The sequence below is a fragment of the Streptomyces sp. NPDC026575 genome, from assembly GCF_055567415.1.
Window position 1 is genome coordinate 86550 of sequence record NZ_JBVHQM010000002.1, and the last position, 25348, is coordinate 111897.

Genomic DNA, 25348 nt, shown 5'->3' on the forward strand with positions numbered 1-25348 from the left:
GCCGGGGAGGCTCCGACACTCAAGGGGAGTTGACCATGCAGCCCAGGACGAACGCCGGCCGCCGGACGCGGAACACCGTCGTACTGGCTTTGATCGTCGCCAGCCTGTGGGCGGGCTTCACGCTGACGCGAGGCGCCGCGCACGCCGACGAGTCCGGCCCGACCGGTCCGGTGGCGCACTTCAGCCGCGCCGTGGAGCTCATCCGGGGCTGACCACCCCGGACAACGCCGGGGCGAGCCGCCGAGCCGGCCTCGGGCACCGTTTCACGTGAAACAGGGCCGGGCGTCGTTTCCCGTGAAACGACGCCCGGCCCTGTCCATGCCGCGTCCCGGATCACCCCCAGGTGATCAGCCGCTTCGGCCGCTCCAGCACCGCCGCGATATCCGCGAGCAGCTTGGAGCCCAGTTCACCGTCGATCAGCCGGTGGTCGAAGGACAGCGCGAGGGTGGTGACCTGGCGCGCCTTCACCTTGCCCTTGTGGACCCACGGCTGGAGCTTGACCGCGCCGAAGGCGAGGATCGCCGACTCCCCCGGGTTGAGGATCGGCGTACCGGTGTCGACGCCGAAGACGCCGACGTTGGTGATGGTGACCGTGCCACCGGCCATCGCCGCCGGGGAGGTCTTGCCCTCGCGGGCGGTGGCGACCAGATCGCCCAGCTCCGTGGCGAGTTGGGGGAGCGTCTTGACTCCGGCGTCCTTGATGTTCGGGACGATCAGCCCGCGCGGGGTGGCCGCCGCGATCCCGAGGTTGACGTAGTCCTTGTAGACGATCTCCTGATTCGCCTCGTCCCAGGCCGCGTTGACCTCCGGGTGGCGCTTGATGGCGACCAGGAATGCCTTGGCGACCAGTAGCAGGGGGTTGACCCGCAGCCCCGCCATGTCCGGGTCCTGCTTCAGCTCCTGGACGAGCTTCATCGTGCGGGTCACGTCGACGGTGATGAACTCCGTGACGTGCGGCGCGGTGAAGGCGCTGGCGACCATCGCCTGGGCGGTGGCCTTGCGTACGCCCTTGACCGGGACCCGCCGCTCGCGGGCGGCGGCGTCGACGATGCCGGGCTCGGCCGGGACGACCGCCGTCGGCACGGGGACCGCGGCCGGTACCGCCGGCGCCGGGGCCGCTGCCGGGGCGGCGGCCGCGTGCACGTCCTCGCGGGTGATGATGCCGTCCGGCCCGGTCGGTGCGACGGTCGCCAGGTCGATACCGAGGTCCTTGGCGAGCTTGCGCACCGGCGGCTTGGCCAGCGGCCGCCCGGCCAGGGCCGCGGGCGCGGCGCTCGCGGCCGGCACGGCGGGGGCCGCGGGGGCGGCCGGAGCCACCGGGGCGGCCATCGGTGCCGGTGCGGACCGTCCGTTCAGCTCCGCCTGGAGCCCGGCGGTCGCGGCCGCCGGCTGGGTCGGCACACCGGGCTGCGGCTTGCGGGCCCGGCGCTTGGTCGAGGACGGGGCGGCGCCGTAGCCGACCAGCACGGCCTGGCGGCCCTGCGGCTCGGCGTCCTCCTCGTCGGGCGCCGCTGCGGTCGGCGCCGCGCCGCCCGCGGCCGGTGCCTCGGCGGGCCCGGCTCCGGGGTCGGTGTCCACGGAGATGATGACGGTGCCGACGTCGACGGTGACGCCCTCGCCGAAGCGCAGCTCGTGCACCACGCCGTCGTAGGGGATGGGCAGTTCGACGGCGGCCTTGGCGGTCTCGACCTCACAGACGACCTGGCCGTCGGTGACGGTGTCGCCCACCTGGACGTACCACTTGAGGATCTCGGCCTCGGTGAGCCCCTCGCCCACGTCGGGCATCTTGAACTCGCGGAAGCGCTGTGCGTTGGCGGTGCCTGCAGTCATGGTCACGAACTCTCCTCAAACCCTCAGTACGCCAACGCGCGGTCGACGGCGTCGAGCACCCGGTCCAGCCCCGGCAGGTACTCGTCCTCCAGCCGGGAGGGCGGGTACGGGGAGTGGAAGCCGCCGACCCGGAGGACCGGCGCCTCCAGGTGGTAGAAGCACCGCTCGGTGATCCGGGCGGCGATCTCCGCGCCGGAGCCGAAGAAGACCGGCGCCTCGTGGACGACGACCAGCCGGCCGGTCTTCTCCACCGACGACTGCACGGTGTCGAAGTCGATCGGGGAGAGCGAGCGCAGGTCGACCACCTCGACGGACTTGCCCTCCTCGGCCGCGACCTTGGCGGCGTCCAGGCAGACCTTCACCATCGGCCCGTAGGCGGCCAGGGTGAGGTCCGAGCCGCTCTGGGTGATCCGGGCCTTGTGCAGCGGATCGGGGATCGACTCGGTGTCCAGCCGCGACTTGTCGTGGTAGCGGCGCTTGGGCTCGAAGTAGATGACCGGGTCGTCGCCGGCGATGGCCTGCTGGAGCATCCAGTAGGCGTCGGAGGAGTTCGAGGGAGAGACGATCTTGAGGCCCGCGACATGCGCGAACAGCGCCTCGGGGGACTCGGAGTGGTGCTCGACCGCGCCGATTCCGCCCGCGTACGGGATGCGGATGACGACCGGCACCTTGACCTTGCCCAGCGCGCGGGCGTGCATCTTCGCGAGCTGGGTGACGATCTGGTCGTAGGCGGGGAAGACGAAGCCGTCGAACTGGATCTCGACGACCGGGCGGTAGCCGCGCAGCGCCAGGCCGATCGCGGTACCGACGATGCCGGACTCGGCGAGCGGGGTGTCGATGACCCGGTCCTCGCCGAAGTCCTTCTGCAGGCCGTCGGTGACGCGGAAGACGCCGCCGAGCTTGCCGACGTCCTCGCCCATGACGAGGACCTTGGGGTCGGCCTCCATGGAGGCACGGAGCGATTCGTTGATCGCCTTGGCGATGGTGATCTTCTCGAAGACGGCCATGGTCAGTTCCCCTCCGCGACGGCATCGGCGTCGGCGAACGACGCCTGGTACGCGGCGAACTGCGCGCGCTCCTCATCGACGAGCGCATGCCCGTCGGCATAGACGTTCTCAAAGATCGCCATGTGGTCCGGGTCCGGCATGGCGCGCACGGCGTCGCGGACCCGCTTGCCCAGGGCCTCGCTCTCCTCCTCGACCGACGCGAGGTAGGCGTCGTCGACCATCCCCTCGGCCTGCAGATACGCCTTCAGCCGGCGGATCGGGTCCTTGGCCTCCCAGGCCGCCCGCTCCTCGTCGGCCCGGTATCGCGTCGGGTCGTCGGACGTGGTGTGCGCGCCCATGCGGTAGGTGAAGGCCTCGATGAGCATCGGGCCCTGGCCGGTGCGGGCCCGCTCCAGCGCCGCCTTGGTCACCGCCAGACAGGCCAGTACGTCGTTGCCGTCGACCCGTACTCCGGGGAATCCGAAGCCGCGGGCGCGCTGGTAGAGCGGCACCCGGGTCTGCTTCTCGGTGGGCTCGGAAATCGCCCACTGGTTGTTCTGGCAGAAGAACACGACCGGGGCGTTGTAGACCGCGGAGAAGGTGAAGGATTCCGCGACATCTCCCTGGCTGGAGGCGCCGTCACCGAAATACGCGATGACCGCGGAATCCGCGCCGTCCTTCTGCACGCCCATCGCATAGCCGGTCGCGTGCAGCGTCTGCGAACCGATGACGATGGTGTAGAGGTGGAAGTTGTTGCTGTTGGGATCCCAGCCGCCGTGGTTGACACCGCGGAACATGCCCAGCAGGTTCGTCGGGTCGACTCCGCGGCACCACGCCACACCGTGCTCGCGGTAGGTCGGGAAGACGTAGTCGTCGTCGCGCAGCGCGCGGCCGGAGCCGATCTGGGCGGCCTCCTGGCCCAGCAGCGAGGCCCACAGACCCAGTTCGCCCTGGCGCTGGAGGGTGGTCGCCTCGGCGTCGAACTTCCGCGTCAGCACCATGTCCCGGTACAGGCCGCGCAGTTCCTCGGGGGACAGGTCGATGGCGTAGTCCGGGTGCTCGACCCGCTCCCCTTCGGGGGTCAGCAGTTGTACGAGCTGATCCTGCTCCGCCTGCTCGGTCCGGCCGGTCGTGCGGGCCTTGGCCGAGGACGCCTTCTTTGCCGGCGCCGCCTTCTTGGCGGTGGTGCGCTTGCTGCTGCTGCGGGCGTTTTTCCGCTGCGCAGTGCCTTCCACGGTCACGTGCTGCTCCTCCGTCTGTCCGGCCCCCGGGGTCCGCCGGTGGCCGTATTGCGGCTCACCCGGTATCCGATACGGCGCACGGGGTGTGTGCGATCGCGGCCGGATCCGGGTGGAACAAAGCTCCCGGAAGGTGGCCTGCTCATTGCACGTTACCCATTGTCAAAGCCGAAGTGGAAACGGCGCTGACCTGCGATTTTGCTTGGATTTCCAAGTAAATCGCGAAGGCACGGAACAACTCCTGGTCACAGCGTTGCAGGCCGCCGGGACAACGGCACGTTATATCGGTGACCTGGAGCACGGGAAGACTTGATGTGTGAGACTGGTCCGGTGAGCGAAGACGGAAAAATCACGGTATTCCTGCTCGACGACCATGAGGTCGTCCGGCGCGGTGTCCACGAAATGCTCGCGACCGAGTCGGACATCGAGGTGGTCGGCGAGGCCGGCACCGCCGCAGACGCCCTGGTCAGGATCCCTGCGACGCGTCCCGACGTGGCGGTGCTCGATGTCCGGCTGCCGGACGGGAGCGGTGTCGAGGTCTGCCGTGAGATCCGCTCGCAGAACGAGGACATCAAATGCCTGATGCTCACCTCGTTCGCTGATGACGAGGCCCTTTTCGATGCGATCATGGCCGGTGCGGCCGGTTATGTCCTCAAGGCCATTCGGGGCAACGAACTGCTCTCCGCGGTACGCGATGTGGCCGCCGGCAAGTCGCTGCTCGACCCCGTGGCCACCGCCCGCGTCCTGGAGCGGCTGCGCGACGGCAGCACCGCCAAGGGCGACGACAGGCTGGCGAGCCTCACCGAACAGGAGCGCAGGATCCTCGACCTGATCGGCGAGGGGCTGACCAACCGCGCGATCGGCGAGCGGCTCCATCTCGCCGAGAAGACGATCAAGAACTACGTCTCCAGCCTGCTGTCCAAGCTCGGCATGGAGCGCCGCTCCCAGGCCGCCGCCTATGTCGCGCGGAGGCAGGCGGAGCGGCACTGACCCGGCAGCGGGCGTCCGGCGGCACCCCGCCCGGCTCCTGGCGGTTCGGGACCATCGTCCCGTTTCCTCGGGCTGCTGGGCCCTACTGGCCGGCCCGGCCCGAACGGCAAGGTGGTGACATGCCCACCGACAACTTCCGTGCCATCGAGCTGCTGGGCCGCACCCCCTACGGGCGGGTCTCGGCCAGTCGTCGGGCGCTGCCCTTCACCACCGTCACCCGGCATCTCGTCCTGGACGACGGACGCCTGATGCTGCGGCTGCACCGCGGCTACGACTACCACCAGGCGCTGGACGGCAGCGTGGTCGCGTACGAGGCCGACAACATCAACAGCGGTGCGCCGGACACCTGGTCGGTCCAGTTCACCGGCACCTGCCGGGTCGTCGAGCCCACCCCCGCCGAACGCGCGCTCTTCGGCCCCACGCCCCGGCTGGCCGACGGGGTGCCCTTCGACCCGGTCTTCCTGCGCATCGAGCCGGAGTTCGTGACCCTGCACCACCTCACCGATGTGCCCGCCTTCGGGCATGCGCACTCTGCGTAAGGCTTTCCGGCAGACCCACTCAGACGGGTGCAATTGATCTAACATCTGGCGCGTGCTGCGCTCATCTGTAGTCCGGCCGGCGGCGACGCCCGCCAGAGACACCCTCGGATCCCTGCTCCGCCACTACACCGGCGCCGGCGCGCCGCTGTCCTGTGAGCCCGTCGCCGAAGGTCTGCTCAACCACGGCTACTTCCTCGCCACCACCGGCGGCCGCTACTTCCTCAAGCACCACCTCGACGGCGACCAGGCCGCCATCAACCGCCAGCACCGCGCCACCCGCCGGCTCGCCGCGCTCGGCCTGCCGGTCGCCCCGCCCGTCGCCGACGCGGACGGCCGCACGGTCACCGTCCTCGACGGCCGCTGCTACGCCCTGCACCCCTGGGTCGAGGGCCGGCACCTCGACGGCGCCGCGCTGACCCGCGGCCAGTCCCGCCGGCTCGGCGCCCTGCTCGGGCTCGTCCACACCGCGCTGGAGCAGGTCATGGCGGACGAACCGCACCCCGCGCGGCCGCCCTGCGCCAACGCCGGGGCCGACCCCGCGCGGACCTTCGAGATGATCGACGAACTGCTGGCCCTGGCCCGCGGCGCCCGCCCGCGCACCAGCTTCGACGAACTCGCCGAGCACCGCCTGCTGGAACGCCGGGCCCTGCTGGAGCGGCAGGCGCACCGCCGCCCGGCCCCCGGCGCGGAACCCGCCGCCGGCTGGGTGCACGGCGACTTCCACCCGCTCAACGTGCTCTACCGCGGCCCGGAACCGACCGCGATCGTCGACTGGGACCGGCTGAGCGTCCAGCCGCGCGCCGAGGAGGCGGTCCGCGCCGCGGCGATCTTCTTCGTACGCCCCTGCGGCACGCTGGACCTGGCGAAGGTCGCGGCGTACGCGGGCGCCTACCGCAGCGCCTGCGGGGCCGACGCCGACGAGCTGGCCGCGGCCGTCCACCGGGTGTGGTGGGAGCGGCTGAACGACTTCTGGATGCTCACCTGGCGCTACCAGCTCGGCGACCGCCGCACCGACCCCCAGTTCCCGGCGGCGGCCGCACTGGCCGTGTGGTGGACCCGCGAATACCGCGCCGTACGGGACGCGTTCACCCGCTGAGGCGGGCGAGCGGGCAGGTCAGCCGGTCGTACCGAGCGTGGTGCCGCTGTCCGTGCCGCTGCCGGTGGTGGTCCCGCTGTCCGCGCCGGTGGTCGTCCCGCCGTCGGTGGTGCCACCGTCCGTGGTGCCGCCGTCGGTCGTCCCGCCGTCCGTGGTCCCGCCGTCGGCCGTCCCGCCGGTGTCGTCGGTGGGCGGCTCGGTCGTCGGCTCATCGGTCGTCGGCGGCGGCGTGGTGGGCTCTTCCGTCGTCGGAGCCGTGGTCGGCTCGTGCGTCTCAGGTTCGGTGTACGTACCGTCGTCGCCGCCGATGCCACCGGGCTCGGTCTGCGGGGTGGTCGCCTCGTCCGTCGGCGGCTCGCTGGGCTCGTCGTCCTTGGACGGCGTCGGCGACTGCGAGGCCGGGGTGTGGCGCTTGGTGTCCGGCTCCTTGGTGTTCTGCAGCGCGAAGGCCACGCCCACCGCGATGGCGATCACCGCGAGCGCCGCGATCAGCCAGACCTTGCCGCGGCCGCCCTTGGCCGGCCGGTGCCCGCCCTCGAACCCGCCGTCGTCCTCGCGCATACCGGGCGACAGGATCGGCTGGGCCGTGGTCTGGCCGGCGTCGGGGTGCGGCAGCGCGGTGGTGGCGGCGTTGCCCATGGACGGTGCGTGACCGCCCTCGTGCAGCGCGACCGGGCCGGTGTTCCAGGTGCCGGTGTGCCCGCCCTGCTCCTGGAGCATCTGCAGCGAGTACTGGACCAGGCCGCGCATCTCCTCGGCGGTCTGGAACCGGTCGTCGGGGTCCTTGGCCAGCGAGCGCATGACCAGGCCGTCCAGCTCCGGCGGCACCGCGTCGGCCACCTCGGAGGCCGGTACCGGCATGTCCTGGACGTGCTGGTAGACCACCGACAGCGGGGTCTCGCCGGTGAACGGCGGCCGCAGCGTGAGGAGTTCGTAGAGCAGGCAGCCGGTGGCGTACAGGTCGGAGCGGGTGTCGACGGTCTTGCCGAGCGCCTGCTCCGGGGAGAGGTACTGGGGCGTACCCATGACCATGCCGGTCTGGGTCATCGTGGACTGGGCGCCGTGCAGGGCGCGGGCGATGCCGAAGTCCATGACCTTCACGGCGCCGCTGTTCGTGATGATCACGTTGGCGGGCTTGATGTCACGGTGCACGATGCCGTGCTGGTGGCTGTAGGCCAGCGCCTCCAGCACCCCGGAGACGATGATCAGCGCCTGGTCCGGCGGCGGGGCGTCGGCGTTGAGCAGCAGATCGCGGATGGTGTGGCCCTCGACCAGCTCCATCACGATGTACGGCACGGTGTTGCCGCCGACCAGGTCCTCGCCGGAGTCGTAGACCGCCACCACCGCGTGGTGGTTCAGCCCGGCCACGGACTGCGCCTCGCGCGTGAAGCGGGCCTTGGACACCGGGTCCTCTGCGAGGTCGGCGCGCAGCAGCTTCACGGCGACGGTACGGCCGAGACGTACGTCCTCGGCCGCGAATACCTCTGCCATGCCACCGCGACCCAGCCGTCGCGTGAGCCGGTAGCGGCCATCGCCGACCAGCCCGCCGTTGCCCCACATCTCCGGTGCGTCGGGGATATTGGAGCCGGTGGCCTCAGGATCGGACGGGCCCTGGGGGCTCTGCGTCGGTGCCATCGGTCCTCGCCGTCGAATCGATCCGCATGAGAGCGGTAAGGTCATCGGTCTTCGCTAGAGCACGCTACAGGCTCCGCGGCACCCTCCGGTCCCGCCGTGGACCGGCCATCAAACCTGCCGAATGCCTGAAATCGCAAGTTCACCCGAGGTCATCAAGGGTGCAAACGTCTCACCACCGTGACGGGATCTTGCACATCTGGTCACGGAACGGGCACACGGCTTGACGTGTCCGAGGCCTGGGGCAGACTTGGCTGGGAATTCCAGATTGAGATCGCTACACGTGCGGGTAGTGGGCCGTGCGCCTAGGGGGAAGCGGAACGATGAGCCAGGACGGCGCTCAGGGCCAATTCGAGGGCCGTTCGGTCGGCGGAGGACGTTACCAGCTTCGTGATCTTCTCGGGGCCGGCGGAATGGCGTCCGTGCACCTCGCACACGACACGGTGCTCGACCGCGACGTCGCGATCAAGACCCTGCACACCGAACTCGGCCGCGAGCAGGCCTTCCGCGAGCGCTTCCGTCGCGAGGCGCAGTCCGTGGCGAAGCTCACGCACACCAATATCGTCTCGGTCTTCGACTCCGGTGAGGACGAGCTCGACGGCGGCATGGTGCCGTACATCGTCATGGAGTACGTCGCGGGCCAGCCGCTGCGCTCCGATCTGGACTCCGACATCGCCCAGCATGGCGCGATGCCGACGGAAAAAGCCCTGAAGATCACCGCCGATGTGCTGGCGGCGCTTGAGGTCAGCCACGAGATGGGCCTGGTCCACCGCGACATCAAGCCCGGCAACGTGATGCTGAACAAGCGGGGCGTCGTCAAGGTCATGGACTTCGGCATCGCCCGCGCCATGCAGTCCGGCGTGACGTCCATGACGCAGACCGGCATGGTCGTCGGCACTCCGCAGTACCTGTCGCCCGAGCAGGCGCTGGGCCGCGGTGTGGACGCCCGCTCCGACCTCTACTCCGTCGGCATCATGCTCTTCGAGCTGCTGACCGGCCAGCTGCCGTTCGACGCGGACTCCCCGCTGGCCATCGCCTACGCCCACGTCCAGGAAGAGCCGCCGGTCCCGTCGAGCATCAACCGCTCGCTGCCGCCGGCCGTGGACGCGCTGGTCGCCCGGGCGCTGAAGAAGAACCCCAACGAACGCTTCCCCACCGCCGAGGCGATGCGGGACGAGTGCCTGCGGATCGCCGGGTCCGGGCAGTCCGGCGCGACCCCGCTGATCATCGGCGAGGGCCCGCGGGCGCGCACCAGCGGCTCGTCGGTGTCCTCCGCGGTGTTCCCCACGGCGTCCGGCAATCCCCAGACGCCGGTGCCGCCGAACGTCCAGCAGCCGTACCAGCCGACGCAGGCGGCCGGCTACGGGCCGTCGACGCCCCCGCCGAACAACGCCTACCCGACGCCGGCGCCCGGCCCCGCCCCGGCACCGTTCAACGCCGGCGGCTTCCAGGCCCCGCCGCCCTACACCCCGCCGCCCGTGACGGCCTCGATGCCGACGGCCGGCAGCCCCGCCAACCGGAAGAACAACACCCCGGTGATCGTGGTCTCGGCGATAGTCGGTGTGATCGTGGTCACCGCGATAGCGATCGGCATCGGTCTGAGCGCCGGCTCCAGCGACGACAACGGCGGCGACTCCCCGACGTCGACCTACACGCCGTACTCCTACACCCCGTCGCCCAGCGAGAGCGTCCGGCCCGAGGACAAGACGGCGACGATCCTGACGTCCCAGTGCACGAACCCGACCAAGAGCTACTCGGACAAGAACAAGATCCTCATCCCCTCGTTCCGCTTCAAGAACCTGGACTCGGTGAAGAAGTGCATCGAGGCCGCGGGCTGGAAGTACAAGATCGTCGGGCAGGAGGACAGCTCGATCTGGGGCAAGAACACCGTCACCCAGCAGAAGCCGGACGCCATCAGCTGGTGGTACCCCAGCAAGGACGACACCATCGAGCTGACCATCTCGACCGGTCGTAGCGGCTGACACCACGGGGCTCACACCCTGCGGACAGACATACCGAAGGGGGCCGGCACGCGGACTGCGCGCCGGCCCCCTTCGGCCGTTGCTTTAGAGGTACGGACCCGAGCGGGCACCGCCGTGACCGGGCTTGCCGTCATCGCCCTCCAGGGGAGCGACACCGGGCGGCAGCGCACGGCGCATCTGCTCCAGCTGGGCACGGGCCGCCATCTGCTGGGCGAACAGCGCGGTCTGGATGCCGTGGAAGAGGCCCTCCAGCCAACCCACCAGCTGAGCCTGGGCGATGCGCAGCTCCGCCTCCGTCGGCACCGACTCATCGGTGAACGGCAGCGACAGCCGCTCCAGCTCCTCGACCAGCTCGGGCGCCAGACCGTCCTCCAGCTCCTTGACCGAGCTGGAGTGGATCTCCTTGAGCCGGACCCGGCTGGCCTCGTCCAGAGGAGCGGCCTTCACCTCCTCCAGCAGCTGCTTGATCATGCTGCCGATGCGCATGACCTTCGCAGGCTGTTCGACCATGTCCGTCACCGGGATCTCGCGGGGCTCCTCACCGTCGTCCCCGCCGCCGGCGCCGGCGGCGCCGAGGGCCATGCCGTCCGGGCCGACAACCAGGACGTGCGGGTTCTCCTGCGACCGTTCGTTCATCGGCATATCCATGCCGCCATTCTCTCGTACGGAGGCTTCTGAACGGTGGTGCCCCCAGGAGAAGGTGATCCACCACTCCGAACGATTCCGGCGGCCGGTGTTTCACGTGAAACCACGGTTTCCCGCTGTTTCACGTGAAACGTTCCGCAGCAGCCCGCCGTTTCACGTGAAACGGAGCAAGATCAACGTCGGCGCAGGCGCAGGGCGAGAAAGGCCAGGCCCAGGCCGGTCAGCGCAAGGCCGGCGCCCATCGGGAGGACCCGCTCGACCGGAGCCTGCGGGGCTTCCAGCGCGTACGGGGTCGCCGTCGCGGCCGACTCGTCATCCGTGCTTCCCGGCATGGGGGTCCCGTTCTGCCCGGCGGTCGGCCTGGGGTGCGGCGACATGGCCTCGTATCGGCGCTCGCTCGGCCGCTCCGGGGCCTTGTGCCGCGGGGGCGAGGGCCGGGCCGAGGAGGAGCCGGTACGGGGTTCGGACGTCGAGCGCGCACGGCGCTTCGGCGGCGGGGTGTGCCGGCCGGGGCGGGGGTGTGCACGGTCGGTGCCCCGCGGGCCCGCCGGCCGGGCGGACCGGGGGCCGCCGGAGCGCGGGGATTCGCCGTCGCCGCGGAGGGGGGCGTAGCGCGGCAGATCCGGCATCGCGAAACCGGGCCCGAACGGGTGACGCAGGTGGTGACGCCACCGTCCGTACCCGAAGTGGTGGTACGTCGGCAGATGCGGGATCCCCGCCAGGAGGTCCGGCAGGCGGGGGAAGTCGTCCGGCAGCTCGGGAAAGCGCATCGCGGCCCCCGGGTGGCCGGCGTGGCCCCGGCCCACTCCGCTTCGCCCGTGGGACAAGGAGAGATCGCTCAGATGGTCGCCGGGCCCGAAATCCTCGGGTCCGAAGTCCTCTGGGCCGAGGATCTCCGCTGCGAAGTCGTCGGGCAGATCGCCCGGGTGGGTGAGCTTCGGAGGGTGGTCGGCCGGGCCGGCCTGCCGGTCCGAAGCCGCCGCGGGGGCGGCCCCCGCCGGGACGGGCAGGACGACGGCGGCGACCAACAGACCGGTGGCAATGCGCGATCGGAAACCTGGAGCGACCACAGTGCCCCTCCCGTGCCGAGCCGTCGGGTGACCAGCCCAGCGTCACATGTGATCAGATTCACGGCATCTTGAGACTGCCGGTGGGGGGGGAGCCGCCGCCGTGCGGGAGGGGCGGGCGCAGGCGGCGGGCGGCGACGGCTCAGACCGTCAGCACGACCTTCCCCACGTGCGCGCTCGCGTCCACGACGCGGTGCGCCTCGGCGGCCTCCGCCATCGGCAGCGCCCGGTCCACGATCGCGCGGACCTGACCGTTGCCGATCAGCGGCCAGACATGCTCGCGCACGGCGGCGACGATGGCCGCCTTCTCGTTCAGCGGGCGGGCACGCAGCCCGGCGCCGGTGATCGCGGCGCGCTTGGCCATCAGCGCGGCGAGATTCAGCTCCGCCTTCACCCCGCCCTGGAGCCCGATGATCGCCAGCCGTCCGCTGACGGCCAGCGCCTTGACGTTCCGCTGCAGATACTTCGCGCCGATGATGTCGAGGATGACGTCCGCGCCCCGGCCGTCGGTGGCCTTGCGGATCTCCTGGACGAAGTCCTGCTCGCGGTAGTCGATGAGGATGTCCGCGCCCAACTCGGCGCAGCGGGCCAGTTTCTCGGGGCCGCCGGCGGTGACCGCGACCCGCGCGCCGACCGCCTTGGCGAGCTGGATCGCCATCGTGCCGATGCCGCTGGCGCCGCCGTGGACCAGCAGCGTCTCGCCGGGCCGAAGGTGCGCGATCATGAAGACGTTCGACCAGACCGTGCAGGTCACCTCGGGCAGCGCGGCGGCGGTGACCAGGTCCATACCGGTCGGCAGCGGCAGCACCTGGCCGGCCGGGACGGCGACCTTCTCCGCGTAGCCGCCGCCCGCCAGCAGCGCGCACACCTCGTCACCGACGGCCCAGCCGTGCACGCCGGGACCGACCGCGGCGATCCGCCCCGAGCACTCCAGACCGGGGTACGGGGAGGAGCCGGGTGGCGGGTCGTAGAAGCCCTGACGCTGCAGCAGATCGGCGCGGTTCACGGCGCTGGCCGCGACCTCGATCAGGACCTCGCCCTCGGCGGGCAGCGGATCGGGCACGTCCGCCCAGACAAGTGCTTCGGGGCCACCGGGCTCCGGGATAGTGATCGCTCGCATGGGCGCGAGGCTACTCGCCGTCCGCGCGGGGAGCGACGGTGCGGGGGCCGCCGGCTACGGCCGCGGCGGCCGCCCACCCGCCCACGAAGTCCGGTTATTCATCCACCCGGCGCATCGGGGAGACGCTGGTGCCGGGGAGTGTCGGCTTCATGGACTGCTTGCCGGGAAGGTCCGCCTCCTCCGTCGGCGCCGCGCGCACGATGGTGATCAGGCGGTCGGTGCTCTGCAGCGGACTGGCCTCCGGATCGTCGTATCCCAGGAGCCGGTGGCCGCGCAGCACGGACACGACGAGGTCGTCGGTCTCCCGTACCGACCTGCCGACCTCGGCCTTCACCACGGGGCGTTCGACCAGGTCCAGGCCGCTGCCCTGCTGGATCAGGTCCTCCATGACGGTGCCCGCGCTGGGGCTGTGGACGGACAGCCCCAGCAGCCGGCCGGCGGCACTGGCCGAGGTGATCACGGCGTCGGCGCCGGACTGGCGCAGCAGCGGGGCGTTCTCCTCCTCGCGCACCGCCGCGACGATATTGGCCTTCTTGTTGAGCTGACGCGCGGTCAAGGAGACCAGCACGGCGGTGTCGTCGCGCTGGGTGGCGATGACGACCTGGTGCGCGCGCTGGATCTCGGCCCGCACCAGCACATCGCTGCGGGTCGCATCGCCGACCACCCCCGCGAAGCCCTCGGCCACCGCCGCCTCGATCACCTTGGAGCTGGGGTCGACGATGACGATGCGGTCGCGGCTCAGCCCCGTCGCACAGAGGGTCTGGACGGCGGAGCGGCCCTTGGTCCCGAAGCCGACGATGACGGTGTGGTCGCGCAAAGCGGTTCTCCAGCGTTTCAATTGCCATTGCTCGCGGGTGCGCTCGGTCAGCACCTCCAGTGTGGTGCCGACCAGGATGATCAGGAAGATCACCCGCAGCGGCGTGATGAGCAGGATGTTCAGCAGCCGCGCGCTGTCTCCGTACGGGACGATGTCCCCGTAGCCCGTGGTGGAGAGCGTGACGGTCGCGTAGTAGAAGCAGTCGAGCAGATCGACCGTGCCGTCGGCGTTGTCGTGGTACTCCGCGCGGTCTATCCAGACGATGAAGACCGTCGCGAGCAGGACGACCAGCGCCATCAGCAGACGGCGGGCGACCTGCCGCAGCGGCGCCTTGGGGGCGCGGCGCGGCAGCATCACCCGATGGGAGCGGTCCTCGGGCACCTCGCGCGCCGCGGCGTCGTGGGACGGCAGCTTCACGCGGTGCCTCCAGGGGGTTCGTGCGGGGCGTCGGGGCCGGTGCGGGGCGTTGCCGAGCCGGCCGACCAGTCCGTCGACCAGCCCGCCGACCAGGGAAGCTCCAGCAGTTCGAGTGCGCTGCCGGAATCCGCGCCACCGGGTGGGACGGCGGCCAGCGCATCGGCGGCGGCGATGCCGCGCAGCATGGCGGGGCCGTGGAACCGCAGCGGCTCCACCAGCAGGCCCCGGTGTGCGTCCTCGCGGTAGACGACCGGGACGAGGCGAGTGTCGCGCGGATGCCCCTGGACGGCGGCGCTCACCGGCGTGCGGTACGTGACCGCCGGCCGGCGGCCTGAGAGCGTACGCAGCAGCGGCTCGGCGAGCGTGCACAGACCGGAGACCGCGGCGAGGGGGTTGCCGGGCAGGCCGACGAGGTGCCGCCGCGGGGCGAGCCGGGCGAGCAGCATGGGGTGGCCGGGGCGCACCGCCACGCCGTCGACCAGCAGCTCAGCGCCCAGGCCGCGCAGCGCGGGGTGCAGATGGTCGACCGGGCCCGACGCGGTGCCACCGGTGGTGATCACCACGTCGGCGGTGGACTCGGCGATGGCCGTGTACAGCGCGTCGGCGTCATCGGCGAGATGGCGCGGCGCGGCCGCCTCGACGCCCAGCGCACGCAGCCAGGGGGCGAGCATCGGGCCGAGCGCGTCCCGGATGCGGCCCTCCCGGGGAAGCCCGCTCTGCAGCAACTCGTCTCCCAGGACGAGTACTTCGGCCCGGGGCCGGGGGTGGGTGGTCAGCTCGTCGTAGCCGGCGGCCGCGGCCAGACCCAGGACCGGCGGAGTCACCAGGGCGCCGGCGGGCAGGAGTTGGTCGCCGCGGCGGCACTCCTGGCCCCGGGGGCGGATGTCCTGGCCGGGCGGCGCGGGCCGGGGCGCGTACAGCCGCAGCCCGCCGTCGCCCAGCCGGCGGACCTCGCCGTGCTCGCTGCGCAGCACCGCGGTGGCGCCGGTCGGGATGCGCGCGCCGGTCGCGATCGGGATCGCATGGCCGTCGGGGAGCACCTCTACGGGGGCGTGACCTGCGAGGATGCCATGATGCGGGCCGGTCGTGGCCGCGTCGGCGGGGTGGTCGACACGCCACGGCCCGGGGCCGGAGACCGCCCAGCCGTCCATCGCCGAGGTGTCGAACGACGGCAGATCGGTGAGCGCGGACAGCGGGGCGGCGAGCGTACCGCCCAGCGCGGCGTCGAGCGCCGTCGTGGCGGGCGGGGGTGGGCCGGACACGGCGCGCGCGGCGATCCGGCGGGCGGTGTCCCAGGGCAGGTCGCCCGGCGTACGCCGGGAGGACGGCTCCGCGGGGCGGTCCGGGCCGGAGTGGTGGTCTTTGCCGGCCGGGCGGCCCGTGGCGGATGTGCGGGCGTCGTCGGATGGGGTCCCCGCGCCGCCGCCGGTGGCCGGCGCGTCCGCCGCCACCACCGCGCGGACGCCGTTGACCAGCGCGAGCGCATCGTCGAACGGGTCGCCGCGGCCGTCGCCGCCCTGCGCACGCAGCACGCCGCCGGGCTCCCCGCCGCCCTCCACGTCGGTCATTCGGCGGGCTTCGCTTCGGTCCCCGCGGTGCCACCGGACCCGGCAGCGCTCCCGGATCCCTCGGCCTCCGCCGCCCAGCGGCCGGCCAGCGCGGCGGCCCGGTCGGACAGCTCCTTCACGTCCCGGCCCTGCTGCCCCGCCGCGTAGCCGATCAGGAACGTCGTCAGCGGCGCGGCCGGGCGGGCCACGCCGTGTGCGGCGTCCCGGGCGAGGTCGAGAAGCGCCGCCGTGTCGACATCGAGCTCGATGCCCAGTTCGGCCTTGACTGCGGTGATCCATTCGTCCAACACGTGTCCATGCTCCCTGATGCGGGCGCGTGCCGCGCTGACGTCCTCCCAGGTGTCGCAGTCGAAGGAGGCAGTGGAGGTGGCGTCGGCGACCCGCGCCAGCGCCAGCCGGCCGATGACGGCGCGCAGCGGCAGACCGGCCAGGGTGCCGTGTTCGGCCCGCACCCGCGCCAGCTCACGGCGCAGTGCCGCGGTCCGGTAGGCGGCCACCAGCGGCTGGTCCCGCCCGGTGGTGTCCTGGAGCAGCGCGCCGTCAGGGGAGGCGACGACACCGTCCGACCCGCCGCCGACCGCCGTGCGTGTCGCCGCCGCGAGCAGACCGCGTACGGTCGCGGCGGTCAGGAACGGCAGATCGGCGGAGAGGACGAGCACCGTCGGGGCGGTGGTGTGCCGCAGGCCGGCGTCCAGCGCGGCGAGCGGGCCGCCGCCCGGCGGGTCCTCCAGGGCACGGACCACGGCGCGGGCGGTCGGGCGGCCGGGGCCGACGACGACGGTGATCGCCGCATCGGGGCAGGCGGCGATCACCCTGTCCAGGAGGGGGCGGCCGCCGACGGACAGGGCGGGTTTGTCCGCCCCGCCGAGCCGCCGGGCCGCACCTCCGGCCAGGACGATGGCGTCGTGGTCGATGTGGTCGCTCACCCCCTGAGTATCGCCAAGGAGCACCGCGATCACACCGGTGGCGTACGTCTCGCGGCTGTCGGCTCCGTTATGGCGGCCACGGCCGCTCCCGCCCCGACCACCACCGTCCGGGCCGCGGTCACAGCCCCCTCAACAACAGGGCGGGCCGCTCGACGCAGTCGGCCACGAAGCGCAGGAAACCACCGGCGGTACCGCCGTCGCACACCCGGTGATCGAAGGTGAGCGAGAGCTGGACGACCTGCCGGACGGCCAACTCGCCTTCGTGCACCCAGGGTTTGGCGGCTATCCGGCCGATGCCGAGCATCGCCGCCTCCGGGTGGTTGATGATCGGCGTGGAGCCGTCGACGCCGAAGACGCCGTAGTTGTTGAGGGTGAAGGTGCCGTGTGTCAGCTCGGCCAGGGACAGCCCGCCGGACCTGGCCTTCTCCGTGAGCCGGGCGATCTCGGCGGACAGGTCCTCGACCGTACGGGCCTGGGCGTCGCGCACGACCGGCACCATCAGACCGCGGTCGGTCTGCGCCGCGAAACCCAGATGGACCGCGGGCAGCCGGACGATCTCCTGGGTCTTGGTGTCGACCGTGGCGTTGAGCTGGGGGAACCGTGCGAGCGCGGCCGTGGTGATCCGGGCCAGCAGGGCGAGCAGCGACACCTTGGGAGCGCCCGGAACATTCATCGCCCTGCGGGCGGCGAGGAGTTCGGTGGCATCGGCGTCCACCCAGCAGGTCGCCTCCGGGATCTCCCGGCGGCTGCGGCTGAACTTCTCGGCGGCCGCACCGAGCATCCCTCGCAGCGGGATCCGCTCCTCGCCGGCCGTGGCGGACCCGGCGGCGGTCGCGCCCGCCGTCCCGCCCGTCACCTCGGCGGCGGCCGTCTCCCGCTCCCGGATCGCGCACTCGACGTCGGTACGGAGAATCAGGCCGTCCCGCCCGGATCCCGTCACCTCGCGCAGATCCAGGTCGTGCTCCCGCGCCATCCGGCGCACCAGCGGGGAGATGACGGCCGCCGTGCGGCTCCCGGCGTCCACCGCAACGGCCCCGGCCGGGCCGGGCGCACCGGCGCCCCCGCCAGCCTGCCCGCCGGGCGCCTCCGCCCCGGACGCCACCTCTTCCGGCGGCCGCGGCACTCCGGCCGCGGGGCCCGTTCCGCTCCCCGGCCGGATGCGGCGCCGCCGCGCGGCCGCCGCGCTCGTGCCGTATCCGACGAGCACGTTCCCCGACCCGGAATCCGTCGTCTCCGCCGGGGGAGCGCCGGCCCCGCCCGCGGGCGCACCGGCCGGCGGCGCCTCCTGCGGGCCGCCGCCCGCCAGATCGTCCGGCACCGCGCCCACCGCGACCGTCACCAGCGCCGCGCCCACCGGGACTTCGGCACCCTCCTCACCGAAGCGGGCGGTCACCACGCCGCCATACGGGCAGGGCACCTCCACCATCGCCTTGGCGGTCTCGACCTCCACCACCGGCTGGTCGATGGCCACCACCTCACCGACCTCGACCAGCCATTGCACGATCGTCGCCTCGGTGAGGCCCTCCCCCAGGTCGGGCAGGGTGAATTCGCGGACCACGGCCATCACTCACCACGTCCCTCGGTCCACTCCGACTCCCACTGGAGACGGGCGACGGTGTCCAGAATCCGGTCCACGCCGGGCAGGTGGTGCCGCTCCAGCATCGGCGGTGGATAGGGGATGTCGAAGCCGGCGACGCGCAGCACCGGCGCCTCCAGGTGGTGGAAGCAGCGCTCGGTGATCCGTGCGGCGATCTCCCCTCCGGGACCGCCGAACCCGTTGGACTCATGGACGATCACGGCCCGCCCCGTGCGCCGCACCGACGCGCAGACCGTGTCGTCGTCGAACGGCATCAACGAGCGCAGGTCGACCACTTCCAGGTCCCAGCCCTCGGCGCGCGCGGCCTCGGCGGCCTCCAGGCAGACCGGGAGCGACGGGCCGTAGGTGATCAGGGTGGCGCTGCTGCCGCGGCGCCGGACCGCGGCCCGGCCCAGCGGGGCGACCGGGGCGGGGGCGTCGGGCGACCAGTCGGCCTTGGACCAGTACAGCCGCTTGGGCTCCAGGAAGACGACCGGGTCGTCGGAGGCGATGGCGGCGCGCAGCAGGCCGTAGGCGTCCTCGACGGTCGCCGGGGTGACGACCTGGAGGCCGGGGGTGGCGAGGTAGTACGCCTCGGAGGAGTCGCTGTGGTGCTCGACGCCGCCGATCCCACCGCCATAGGGGACACGGATGGTCAGCGGCATCGGCAGCGCGCCGCGGGTGCGGTTGCGCATCCGGGCGACATGGCTGATCAGCTGCTCGAACGCCGGGTAGGCGAACGCGTCGAACTGCATCTCGACGACCGGCCGCAGGCCGTACATCGCCATGCCGACGGCGGTGCCCAGGATGCCGGCCTCGGCGAGCGCGGTGTCCGTGCAGCGGTCCTCGCCGAACTCCTTGGCCAGGCCGTCGGTGACCCGGAAGACCCCGCCCAGGGCGCCGACGTCCTCGCCCATGACATGGACGGACGGGTCCTCGGCCATGGCGTCGTGCAGCGCGCGGGTCAGAGCCTGCGCCATGGTGGCGGGCTTGCGCGCGGTCTCCGGAGCGGTGGTCGTCATGGCCTGGCCTCCTTGGCGGACCCTTCGGTGCCCGCTGCGTCCTCGGTCTCTCCGGCGGCCTCGGCATCCAGCTCGGCGCGCAACTGTGCCGCCTGCGCGCGCAGTTGGCTGGTCTGCTCGGCGAATACGTGGTGGAACAGGTCCATCGGGTCCAGCTCCGGGTCGGCGTTCATCCCGTCTCGCAGGTCGGCCGCCAGCTGCTCGGCGCTCTCCCGGGTGGCGCCGACGAAGGCGTCGGTCAGCAGATCGCGGGCCGCCAGCTCCTGCTCCAGAAGGGCTATCGGGTCGTGCGCCTTCCAGGTCTCGACCTCGGCGTCGGTGCGGTAGCGGGTGGCGTCGTCGGCGTTGGTGTGCGCCTCGATGCGGTAGGTGACGGCCTCTACCAGGGTGGGGCCGCCGCCCCGGCGGGCGCGCTGTACGGCCTCGGTGAGCACCTCGTGCATCGCGGGCGCGTCATTGCCGTCGACCAGGCGGCCCGGCATGCCGTATCCGACCGCCTTGTGGGCGAGCGACGGCGCGGCGGTCTGCTTGGCGAGCGGCACGGAGATCGCGAAGCCGTTGTTCTGGACGAGGAAGACGACCGGCGCCTGCCAGATCGCCGCGAAGTTCAGCGCCTCGTGGAAGTCGCCCTCGCTCGTACCGCCGTCGCCGACCATCGCCAGCGCGACCACGTCGTCGCCCTTGAGGCGGGCGGCGTGCGCGAGGCCGACGGCGTGCGGGAGCTGGGTGGCCAGGGGGGTGCACAGCGGGGCGATGCGGTGTTCATGCGGGTCGTAGCCGTTGTGCCAGTCGCCGCGCAGCAGGGTGAGTGCCTGTACGGGGTCGAGGCCGCGGGCCACCGCCGCCAGGGTGTCGCGGTAGCTGGGGAAGAGCCAGTCGCGGTCTTCGAGCGCCAGCGCGGCGGCGACCTCGCAGGCCTCCTGTCCGGTGGAGGACGGATAGACCGCCAGGCGTCCCTGCCGGGTCAGGGCCGTGGCCTGGGCGTTGTAACGGCGGCCGCGCACCAGCTGGGCGTAGAGCCGGGTCAGCAGTCCGGAGTCGAGCCGGGCCGCGGCGTCCGTCCCCAGGACGCGGTACGGCGCCTCGTCGGGCAGGAGGGGCGCGGGATCGACGCGTGGGCGCCAGGCGGGCGGCGGGCCGGCCAGGCTGCTCTTGTTCCTGCTGCTGCCGGGCTGCTCGAGGACCGTCATGTCGAGCACCTCCTCGGATCGAAGGGGTGGCGCGATGCGCCTCATGTGGGTGGTGGGCGGACGGCGGATGGGCAGGATGGAACTGGTCGGGGCGGGTGCGCCCTTCCCTACCGATTGTTCGGTCGTCAGTGCAATTTGGCTACAGGCGGGTCAAGCCTGTGGACAAACGGTTCTCCACAGCTTGAGATGAAGACAGGGTGTCCACAAAGGGGAGGCGGGACCATATGCCGGACGAACAGATGGCCCAGACCGGCGGGCAGCCGCCGGCGGCACCCGCCCCGCCATCGACGGCCGCCCGCCCGCTGGACACCATCGACCGCTCGATCCTGCGCATGCTGCAGAACGACGGCCGGGCCTCGATACGCTCCGTCGCCGAGCGCGTGCACGTCTCGCGCGCCAACGCCTACGCGCGGATCAACCGGCTGATCGACGACGGGGTGATCCGCGGTTTCAGCGCCCTCGTCGACCAGGAGAGGGCAGGGCAGGGCGCCTCGGCCTATATCACCCTGAAAATCGTCCAGAATTCGTGGCGGACCGTGCGCAAGCAGCTCACGGCGCTGCCGGGCGCCACCCACATCGCGCTGGTCAGCGGCGATTTCGATGTGCTGCTGCTGGTGCACACCAAGGACAACCGCGAGCTGCGGGAGCTGGTCCTCACCCGTATCCAGTCGATACCGGAGGTGCTCAGCACCCGCACCCTGCTGGTCTTCGAGGAGACCGATCTGGGGCCGGAAGAGGAGTAGGCCCGCGGCCGTCAGAGCTTGCGCAGCCCCGCGAACGCCGTACGCACCACGGCCTCGGCGACCTCGTCACGGCTCGCCGCGCCCCCGCGCCCCGGCCGGTACCACTCCACAATCGAGTTGATCATGCCGAAGAGCAGCCGGGTCGCCAGCCGGATGTCCACGTCGTCCCGCAGATCGCCGTCGGCCGCGGCCTGCTGGAGCAGATCGGAGACCTCGTGGTCGAACTCCCGGCGGCGCTCCATGGCCCACCGCTCGGTGTCCGTATTGCCGCGCACCCTCAGCAGCAGCGTCACATAGGGGAGTTCGTCCATCAGCACCTCGGCCACGCGCCGGGTGACGTACTCCAGCCGTTCGATCGCACGGCCCTGACCGGCGCCCGGCTCCTCCAGCACGCCGAACAGCCCGTCCAGGGCACGGCTTATGGCGCGGTGCAGCAGTTCTTCCTTGCTGCGCACGTGGTGGTAGATCGAGGACTTCGAGATACCGGCCGCTTTGGAGAGGTGCTCCATAGACGTGCCGTCGTAGCCGCGCTCGATGAACACCTCGACGGCGACCGCGAGCAGCGAATCGGGCGTGTAGGTGTCGCGCTTGGCCATGGTCATGATTAGAGCACCTATTCCTCAAGGTCCGCACGGCGCCGCAGCGCCCAGGACGGTACATAGCGTCCGCCTGCGTTGTGGTGGTGCACCGAGTCCAGCAGATCCCACACCCATCGGGCGCCCAGTCGCTCGACCCACTCCATGGGGCCGCCGGGATAGTTCACGCCCAGCCGCATGGCCGTGTCGATGTCCTCAGGGGTCGCCACTTCGCGGGCCGCGGCGTCCACGGCGAAGTCGATGATCATCGCGATCGTCCGGGCGACGATCATGCCGGGCACGTCCTCGATCACGCTGACGCGTTTGCCCAGCGCCTGGAAGAGCCCGACGGCCTCCGCGAGATCCGCCTCGGAGCAGGACCTGGAGGCGGACAGGGCGATCCGGGTGGCGGAGCGGTAGTCCAGCGCGAGGTCGAAGCGGATGGACCTGTCGTAGGCCGCGCTCGTCGCCGGAGCGCCGTTGGTCAGCGCCAGGCACGCCCCGCCGGGCAGCCGGATGAAGCCCTCGGACTCCCCGGGCGTGCGGTCCCGGGTGACCTTGATGCCCGCCTCCTCGATCAGCTCCCGCAGCACCGCGGCCGGGCCGGGCAGCCGCCCGTGGAGCGCGACGGCCTCCGGTGCGGCAGCGGGCTCGGCGGTCCGCGGCTCGGGCCGGCCGGCGCCCTCGGTGTAGTCGAACCATCCGCGCCCCGATTTGCGGCCGTGCAGCCCGGACTCCACCAGCCGACGCTGCGCCAGCGAGGGGGTGAACTTCGGGTCCTGGAAGAAGGCGGTCCACACGGAGTGGGTGACCGCCTCGTTCACGTCCTGTCCGATGAGGTCGGTCAGTTCGAAGGGGCCCATCTTGAAGCCGGCGCCCTCGCGCAACAGGGCGTCGATGGTGGCCGGGTCCGCGACGCGCTCCTCGTAGGCGCGCAGGGCCTCGGCGTAGAACGGCCGGGCGATGCGGTTGACGATGAACCCGGGGGTGTCGGCGCAGCGCACCGGCTTCTTGCCCCAGGCCGCGGCGGTGTCGTACGCGGCGGTGGCGGCGGCCTCGTCGGTGGCGAAACCGCTGATCACCTCGACCAGGGGGAGCAGCGGCGCGGGGTTGAAGAAGTGCAGGCCCACGCAGCGGCCGGGGTGCCGCAGCCGGCCGGCGACCGCGGTCACCGACAGCGAGGAGGTGTTGGTGGCCAGCAGGCAGTCCGCCGCCACGATGTCCTCCAGGGCGGTGAACAGCTCCTGCTTGGGCGGGAGTTGCTCCAGGATCGCCTCGACGACCAGCGCGGCGTCGGCCAGCTCCGCGAGCGCGGACGCGGGGGAGAGGCGCGCGCGGGCCGCGTCCCGGTCATCCGCCGAGATCCGGCCTTTTTCCACGAGCCGGTCGAGCCTTCCCCCGATCGCCTCTGCGGCCTGCTCCGCCCGCCCGGGGGCGGCGTCGTAGAGGCGTACGCGATGGCCGGCGACCAGCGCCACCTGCGCGATGCCCTGGCCCATCGTGCCGGTCCCCACCACTGCCACGGTGCTGCTGGTCCCGATTGCCGTCATGCCAGTTGCTCCTCCGCGACCGACTTTTCCACAGGGCTGGCCGGGCCCTCTTGCCCCGACCGATCGTTCGGTTACTCTAACTCCGTTGCCTTGTCCGCTCCCAGCCCTTATCCACTCTCCGCCCAGCTCGACGAGGAGTTGGTCATCGATGGCCGCCGAAATGACCGCAGCGCAGTTGATCGAGAAGCACCGCCCGACCCTCGACCAGACGCTGGAGGCGATCCGCACCCGCGCCTACTGGTCCCCGCACCCCGAGCACCCGAAGGCCTACGGCGAGAACGCCGCCGCCGACGGACTGGCCGCTTTCGAGGCCCTGCGCGGCAAGCGCTTCGAGCTCGACCAGCCCGGCACCGACGACTGGACGGGCCAGGAAGTCTCACCGTACGGCCCGGAGTTGGGCATCAGTTATCCGCACCCGGATGTGGAGGTGCTGCTGCCGGCGATGCGTGCCGCGATCCCCGCCTGGCGGGACGCGGGCCCGGAAGCCCGTGCGGCGGTGTGCCTGGAGATCCTGGCCCGGATCAGCGCGCGCACCTATGAGTTCGCGCAGGCCGTGATGCACACCAGCGGCCAGGCATTCATGATGGCGTTCCAGGCCGGCGGGCCGCACGCCCAGGACCGCGGCCTGGAGGCGGTGGCCTATGCGTACGCCGAGCAGGTCCGCACCCCGGAGCAGGCGCCGTGGTCCAAGCCGCAGGGCAAGCGCGAGCCGCTGGAGCTGGCCAAGACCTTCACGGCCGTGCCGCGCGGTGTCGCCCTGGTGATCGGCTGCAACACCTTCCCGACCTGGAACGGCTATCCGGGCCTGTTCGCCTCTCTGGCCACCGGCAATCCGGTGCTGGTCAAGCCGCACCCGCGGGCCGTGCTGCCGCTGGCGCTGACCGTCGAGGTGGCCCGTGAGGTGCTCACCGAGGCCGGATTCCCCGCCGACCTGGTGTGCCTGGCCGTGGACAGGCCGGGCGAGGGCCTGGCCAAGGAGCTGGCCGTCCGCCCGGAGATCCGCATCATCGACTACACCGGCTCGACCGCCTTCGGCGACTGGCTGGAGACGCACGCCCGGCAGGCACAGGTCTTCACGGAGAAGGCCGGCGTCAACACCGTCGTCATCGAGTCCACCGACGACTACAAGGGCATGCTCAGCAACCTGGCCTTCTCGCTGTCGCTCTACAGCGGCCAGATGTGCACCACCCCGCAGAATCTGCTGATCCCCCGGGACGGGATCACCACGGACGCCGGACCGAAGTCGTACGACGAGGTGGTCAGCGATCTCGCGGGCGCGGTCGGCGGCCTGCTGGGCGACGACGCACGCGCCAACGCCCTGCTGGGCGCGATCGTCAATCCGCAGGTCAAGGAGCGGATCGAGGCCGCCGCCGGGCTGGGCGAGGTGGCGCTGGCCTCCCGTGAGGTGGCCAACCCCGAGTTCCCCGGGGCGACGGTCCGTACCCCGGTGATCGTCAAGCTGGACGGCGCCAAGCCGGACTCCGAGGCGGCGTATCTGTCGGAGTGCTTCGGCCCGGTGTCCTTCGCGGTGGCCGTCGACTCCGCCGCCGACGCGGTGGACCTGCTGCGGCGCACGGTCCGCGACCAGGGAGCCATGACGGTCGGCGCGTACACCACCTCCGCCGAGGTAGAGAAGCTGGTGGAGCAGGCATGCCTGGAGGAGTGCGCCCAGCTGTCGCTGAACCTGACCGGCGGGGTCTATGTGAACCAGACCGCGGCGTTCTCGGACTTCCACGGTTCCGGTGGCAACCCGGCGGCCAATGCGGCGCTGTGCGACGGCGCGTTCGTGGCGAACCGCTTCCGGACGGTGGAGGTGCGCCGACAGGCGTGAAACGGCGT

The 25348-nt window shown here is 72.0% G+C and carries 22 protein-coding genes; 7 read left to right on the forward strand and 15 right to left on the reverse strand.

All coding sequences use genetic code 11. The annotated features are described in order from the left end of the window. The first annotated feature begins 35 nt into the window (after positions 1 to 35). Positions 36 to 212 (forward strand): hypothetical protein, encoded by a 177-nt coding sequence (locus ACZ4NB_RS02715; protein ID WP_384424165.1) that lies wholly within the window; start codon positions 36 to 38, stop codon positions 210 to 212. Between the two features lie 121 nt (positions 213 to 333). Here ACZ4NB_RS02715 and ACZ4NB_RS02720 read toward each other — a convergent pair whose 3' ends face one another. Genes ACZ4NB_RS02720 through pdhA (ACZ4NB_RS02730) form a run of 3 tightly spaced genes read right to left on the reverse strand, consistent with a single transcriptional unit; the run spans position 334 to position 4057 of the window. Further along, positions 334 to 1830 (reverse strand): dihydrolipoamide acetyltransferase family protein, encoded by a 1497-nt coding sequence (locus tag ACZ4NB_RS02720; RefSeq protein ID WP_467658213.1) that lies wholly within the window; start codon positions 1828 to 1830, stop codon positions 334 to 336. 23 nt (positions 1831 to 1853) lie between these two features. Beyond that, the gene (locus tag ACZ4NB_RS02725) at positions 1854 to 2837 is read right to left on the reverse strand and encodes an alpha-ketoacid dehydrogenase subunit beta (RefSeq protein WP_393485636.1); all 984 of its coding nucleotides are present in this window, start codon (positions 2835 to 2837) and stop codon (positions 1854 to 1856) included. A 2-nt stretch (positions 2838 to 2839) separates the two neighbouring features. Next, positions 2840 to 4057 (reverse strand): pyruvate dehydrogenase (acetyl-transferring) E1 component subunit alpha, encoded by a 1218-nt coding sequence (gene pdhA, locus ACZ4NB_RS02730; protein ID WP_467657845.1) that lies wholly within the window; start codon positions 4055 to 4057, stop codon positions 2840 to 2842. Between the two features lie 327 nt (positions 4058 to 4384). On the opposite strand from pdhA (ACZ4NB_RS02730), the gene ACZ4NB_RS02735 reads away from it, so the two are divergent. The 3 genes from ACZ4NB_RS02735 to ACZ4NB_RS02745 all read left to right on the forward strand — a co-directional run bounded on the left by ACZ4NB_RS02735 (position 4385) and on the right by ACZ4NB_RS02745 (position 6679). Then, positions 4385 to 5044, forward strand: coding sequence for a response regulator (locus tag ACZ4NB_RS02735; protein WP_467657846.1), 660 nt, complete (start codon positions 4385 to 4387; stop codon positions 5042 to 5044). 119 nt (positions 5045 to 5163) lie between these two features. Further along, positions 5164 to 5583, forward strand: coding sequence for a pyridoxamine 5'-phosphate oxidase family protein (locus ACZ4NB_RS02740; RefSeq protein WP_467657847.1), 420 nt, complete (start codon positions 5164 to 5166; stop codon positions 5581 to 5583). 52 nt (positions 5584 to 5635) lie between these two features. Further along, positions 5636 to 6679, forward strand: a complete 1044-nt coding sequence (locus ACZ4NB_RS02745) for a phosphotransferase (protein WP_467657849.1) — start codon at positions 5636 to 5638, stop codon at positions 6677 to 6679. 18 nt (positions 6680 to 6697) lie between these two features. On the opposite strand, the gene ACZ4NB_RS02750 is transcribed toward ACZ4NB_RS02745, so the two are convergent. Then, on the reverse strand, positions 6698 to 8314 hold the full coding sequence (locus ACZ4NB_RS02750; RefSeq protein ID WP_467657850.1) for a protein kinase domain-containing protein: 1617 nt from the start codon (positions 8312 to 8314) through the stop codon (positions 6698 to 6700). 320 nt (positions 8315 to 8634) lie between these two features. Here ACZ4NB_RS02750 and ACZ4NB_RS02755 point away from each other — a divergent pair, with 320 nt between their 5' ends. Then, positions 8635 to 10293, forward strand: a complete 1659-nt coding sequence (locus ACZ4NB_RS02755) for a protein kinase domain-containing protein (protein ID WP_467657851.1) — start codon at positions 8635 to 8637, stop codon at positions 10291 to 10293. Positions 10294 to 10377: 84 nt separating this feature from the next. On the opposite strand, the gene ACZ4NB_RS02760 is transcribed toward ACZ4NB_RS02755, so the two are convergent. The 9 genes from ACZ4NB_RS02760 to pdhA (ACZ4NB_RS02800) all read right to left on the reverse strand — a co-directional run bounded on the left by ACZ4NB_RS02760 (position 10378) and on the right by pdhA (ACZ4NB_RS02800) (position 20641). After that, positions 10378 to 10941, reverse strand: a complete 564-nt coding sequence (locus tag ACZ4NB_RS02760) for a bacterial proteasome activator family protein (RefSeq protein WP_467657853.1) — start codon at positions 10939 to 10941, stop codon at positions 10378 to 10380. A 170-nt stretch (positions 10942 to 11111) separates the two neighbouring features. Continuing rightward, complete coding sequence (locus ACZ4NB_RS02765; protein ID WP_467657854.1) at positions 11112 to 12008, reverse strand: hypothetical protein; 897 nt, start codon at positions 12006 to 12008, stop codon at positions 11112 to 11114. Between the two features lie 139 nt (positions 12009 to 12147). Beyond that, positions 12148 to 13125: an NAD(P)H-quinone oxidoreductase gene (locus ACZ4NB_RS02770; RefSeq protein WP_467657855.1), complete on the reverse strand. Its 978-nt coding sequence runs from the start codon at positions 13123 to 13125 to the stop codon at positions 12148 to 12150. Between the two features lie 94 nt (positions 13126 to 13219). Then, positions 13220 to 14359, reverse strand: coding sequence for a potassium channel family protein (locus tag ACZ4NB_RS02775; RefSeq protein ID WP_467657856.1), 1140 nt, complete (start codon positions 14357 to 14359; stop codon positions 13220 to 13222). Further along, positions 14356 to 15927, reverse strand: coding sequence for a molybdopterin molybdotransferase MoeA (locus tag ACZ4NB_RS02780; RefSeq protein WP_467657857.1), 1572 nt, complete (start codon positions 15925 to 15927; stop codon positions 14356 to 14358). The genes ACZ4NB_RS02775 and ACZ4NB_RS02780 overlap by 4 nt, the downstream gene beginning before the upstream one ends. Continuing rightward, positions 15924 to 16853 carry a DUF6457 domain-containing protein gene (locus ACZ4NB_RS02785; RefSeq protein ID WP_467657859.1) on the reverse strand — a complete coding sequence of 310 codons (930 nt, stop codon included), beginning with the start codon at positions 16851 to 16853 and terminating at the stop codon, positions 15924 to 15926. Before ACZ4NB_RS02785 ends, ACZ4NB_RS02780 begins: the two co-directional genes overlap by 4 nt. Positions 16854 to 16971: 118 nt before the next feature. After that, entirely contained in the window at positions 16972 to 18417 is a 1446-nt protein-coding gene (locus tag ACZ4NB_RS02790) for a dihydrolipoamide acetyltransferase family protein (RefSeq protein ID WP_467657860.1), read from the reverse strand. Next, a complete protein-coding gene (locus ACZ4NB_RS02795; RefSeq protein WP_393485660.1) occupies positions 18417 to 19451 on the reverse strand; it encodes an alpha-ketoacid dehydrogenase subunit beta in 1035 nt (344 codons plus the stop codon). Before ACZ4NB_RS02795 ends, ACZ4NB_RS02790 begins: the two co-directional genes overlap by 1 nt. Beyond that, the gene (gene pdhA / locus ACZ4NB_RS02800) at positions 19448 to 20641 is read right to left on the reverse strand and encodes a pyruvate dehydrogenase (acetyl-transferring) E1 component subunit alpha (RefSeq protein ID WP_467657861.1); all 1194 of its coding nucleotides are present in this window, start codon (positions 20639 to 20641) and stop codon (positions 19448 to 19450) included. Before pdhA (ACZ4NB_RS02800) ends, ACZ4NB_RS02795 begins: the two co-directional genes overlap by 4 nt. 224 nt (positions 20642 to 20865) lie before the next feature. Here pdhA (ACZ4NB_RS02800) and ACZ4NB_RS02805 point away from each other — a divergent pair, with 224 nt between their 5' ends. Further along, the gene (locus tag ACZ4NB_RS02805; protein ID WP_467657862.1) at positions 20866 to 21384 is read left to right on the forward strand and encodes an Lrp/AsnC family transcriptional regulator; all 519 of its coding nucleotides are present in this window, start codon (positions 20866 to 20868) and stop codon (positions 21382 to 21384) included. A gap of 11 nt (positions 21385 to 21395) precedes the next feature. On the opposite strand, the gene ACZ4NB_RS02810 is transcribed toward ACZ4NB_RS02805, so the two are convergent. Beyond that, positions 21396 to 21986 carry a TetR/AcrR family transcriptional regulator gene (locus ACZ4NB_RS02810; protein ID WP_467657863.1) on the reverse strand — a complete coding sequence of 197 codons (591 nt, stop codon included), beginning with the start codon at positions 21984 to 21986 and terminating at the stop codon, positions 21396 to 21398. An 11-nt stretch (positions 21987 to 21997) separates the two neighbouring features. Next, positions 21998 to 23509 (reverse strand): 3-hydroxyacyl-CoA dehydrogenase, encoded by a 1512-nt coding sequence (locus tag ACZ4NB_RS02815; RefSeq protein WP_467657864.1) that lies wholly within the window; start codon positions 23507 to 23509, stop codon positions 21998 to 22000. Between the two features lie 148 nt (positions 23510 to 23657). On the opposite strand from ACZ4NB_RS02815, the gene paaN reads away from it, so the two are divergent. Beyond that, positions 23658 to 25340: a phenylacetic acid degradation protein PaaN gene (gene paaN / locus ACZ4NB_RS02820; protein ID WP_467657865.1), complete on the forward strand. Its 1683-nt coding sequence runs from the start codon at positions 23658 to 23660 to the stop codon at positions 25338 to 25340. Positions 25341 to 25348 lie beyond the last annotated feature (8 nt).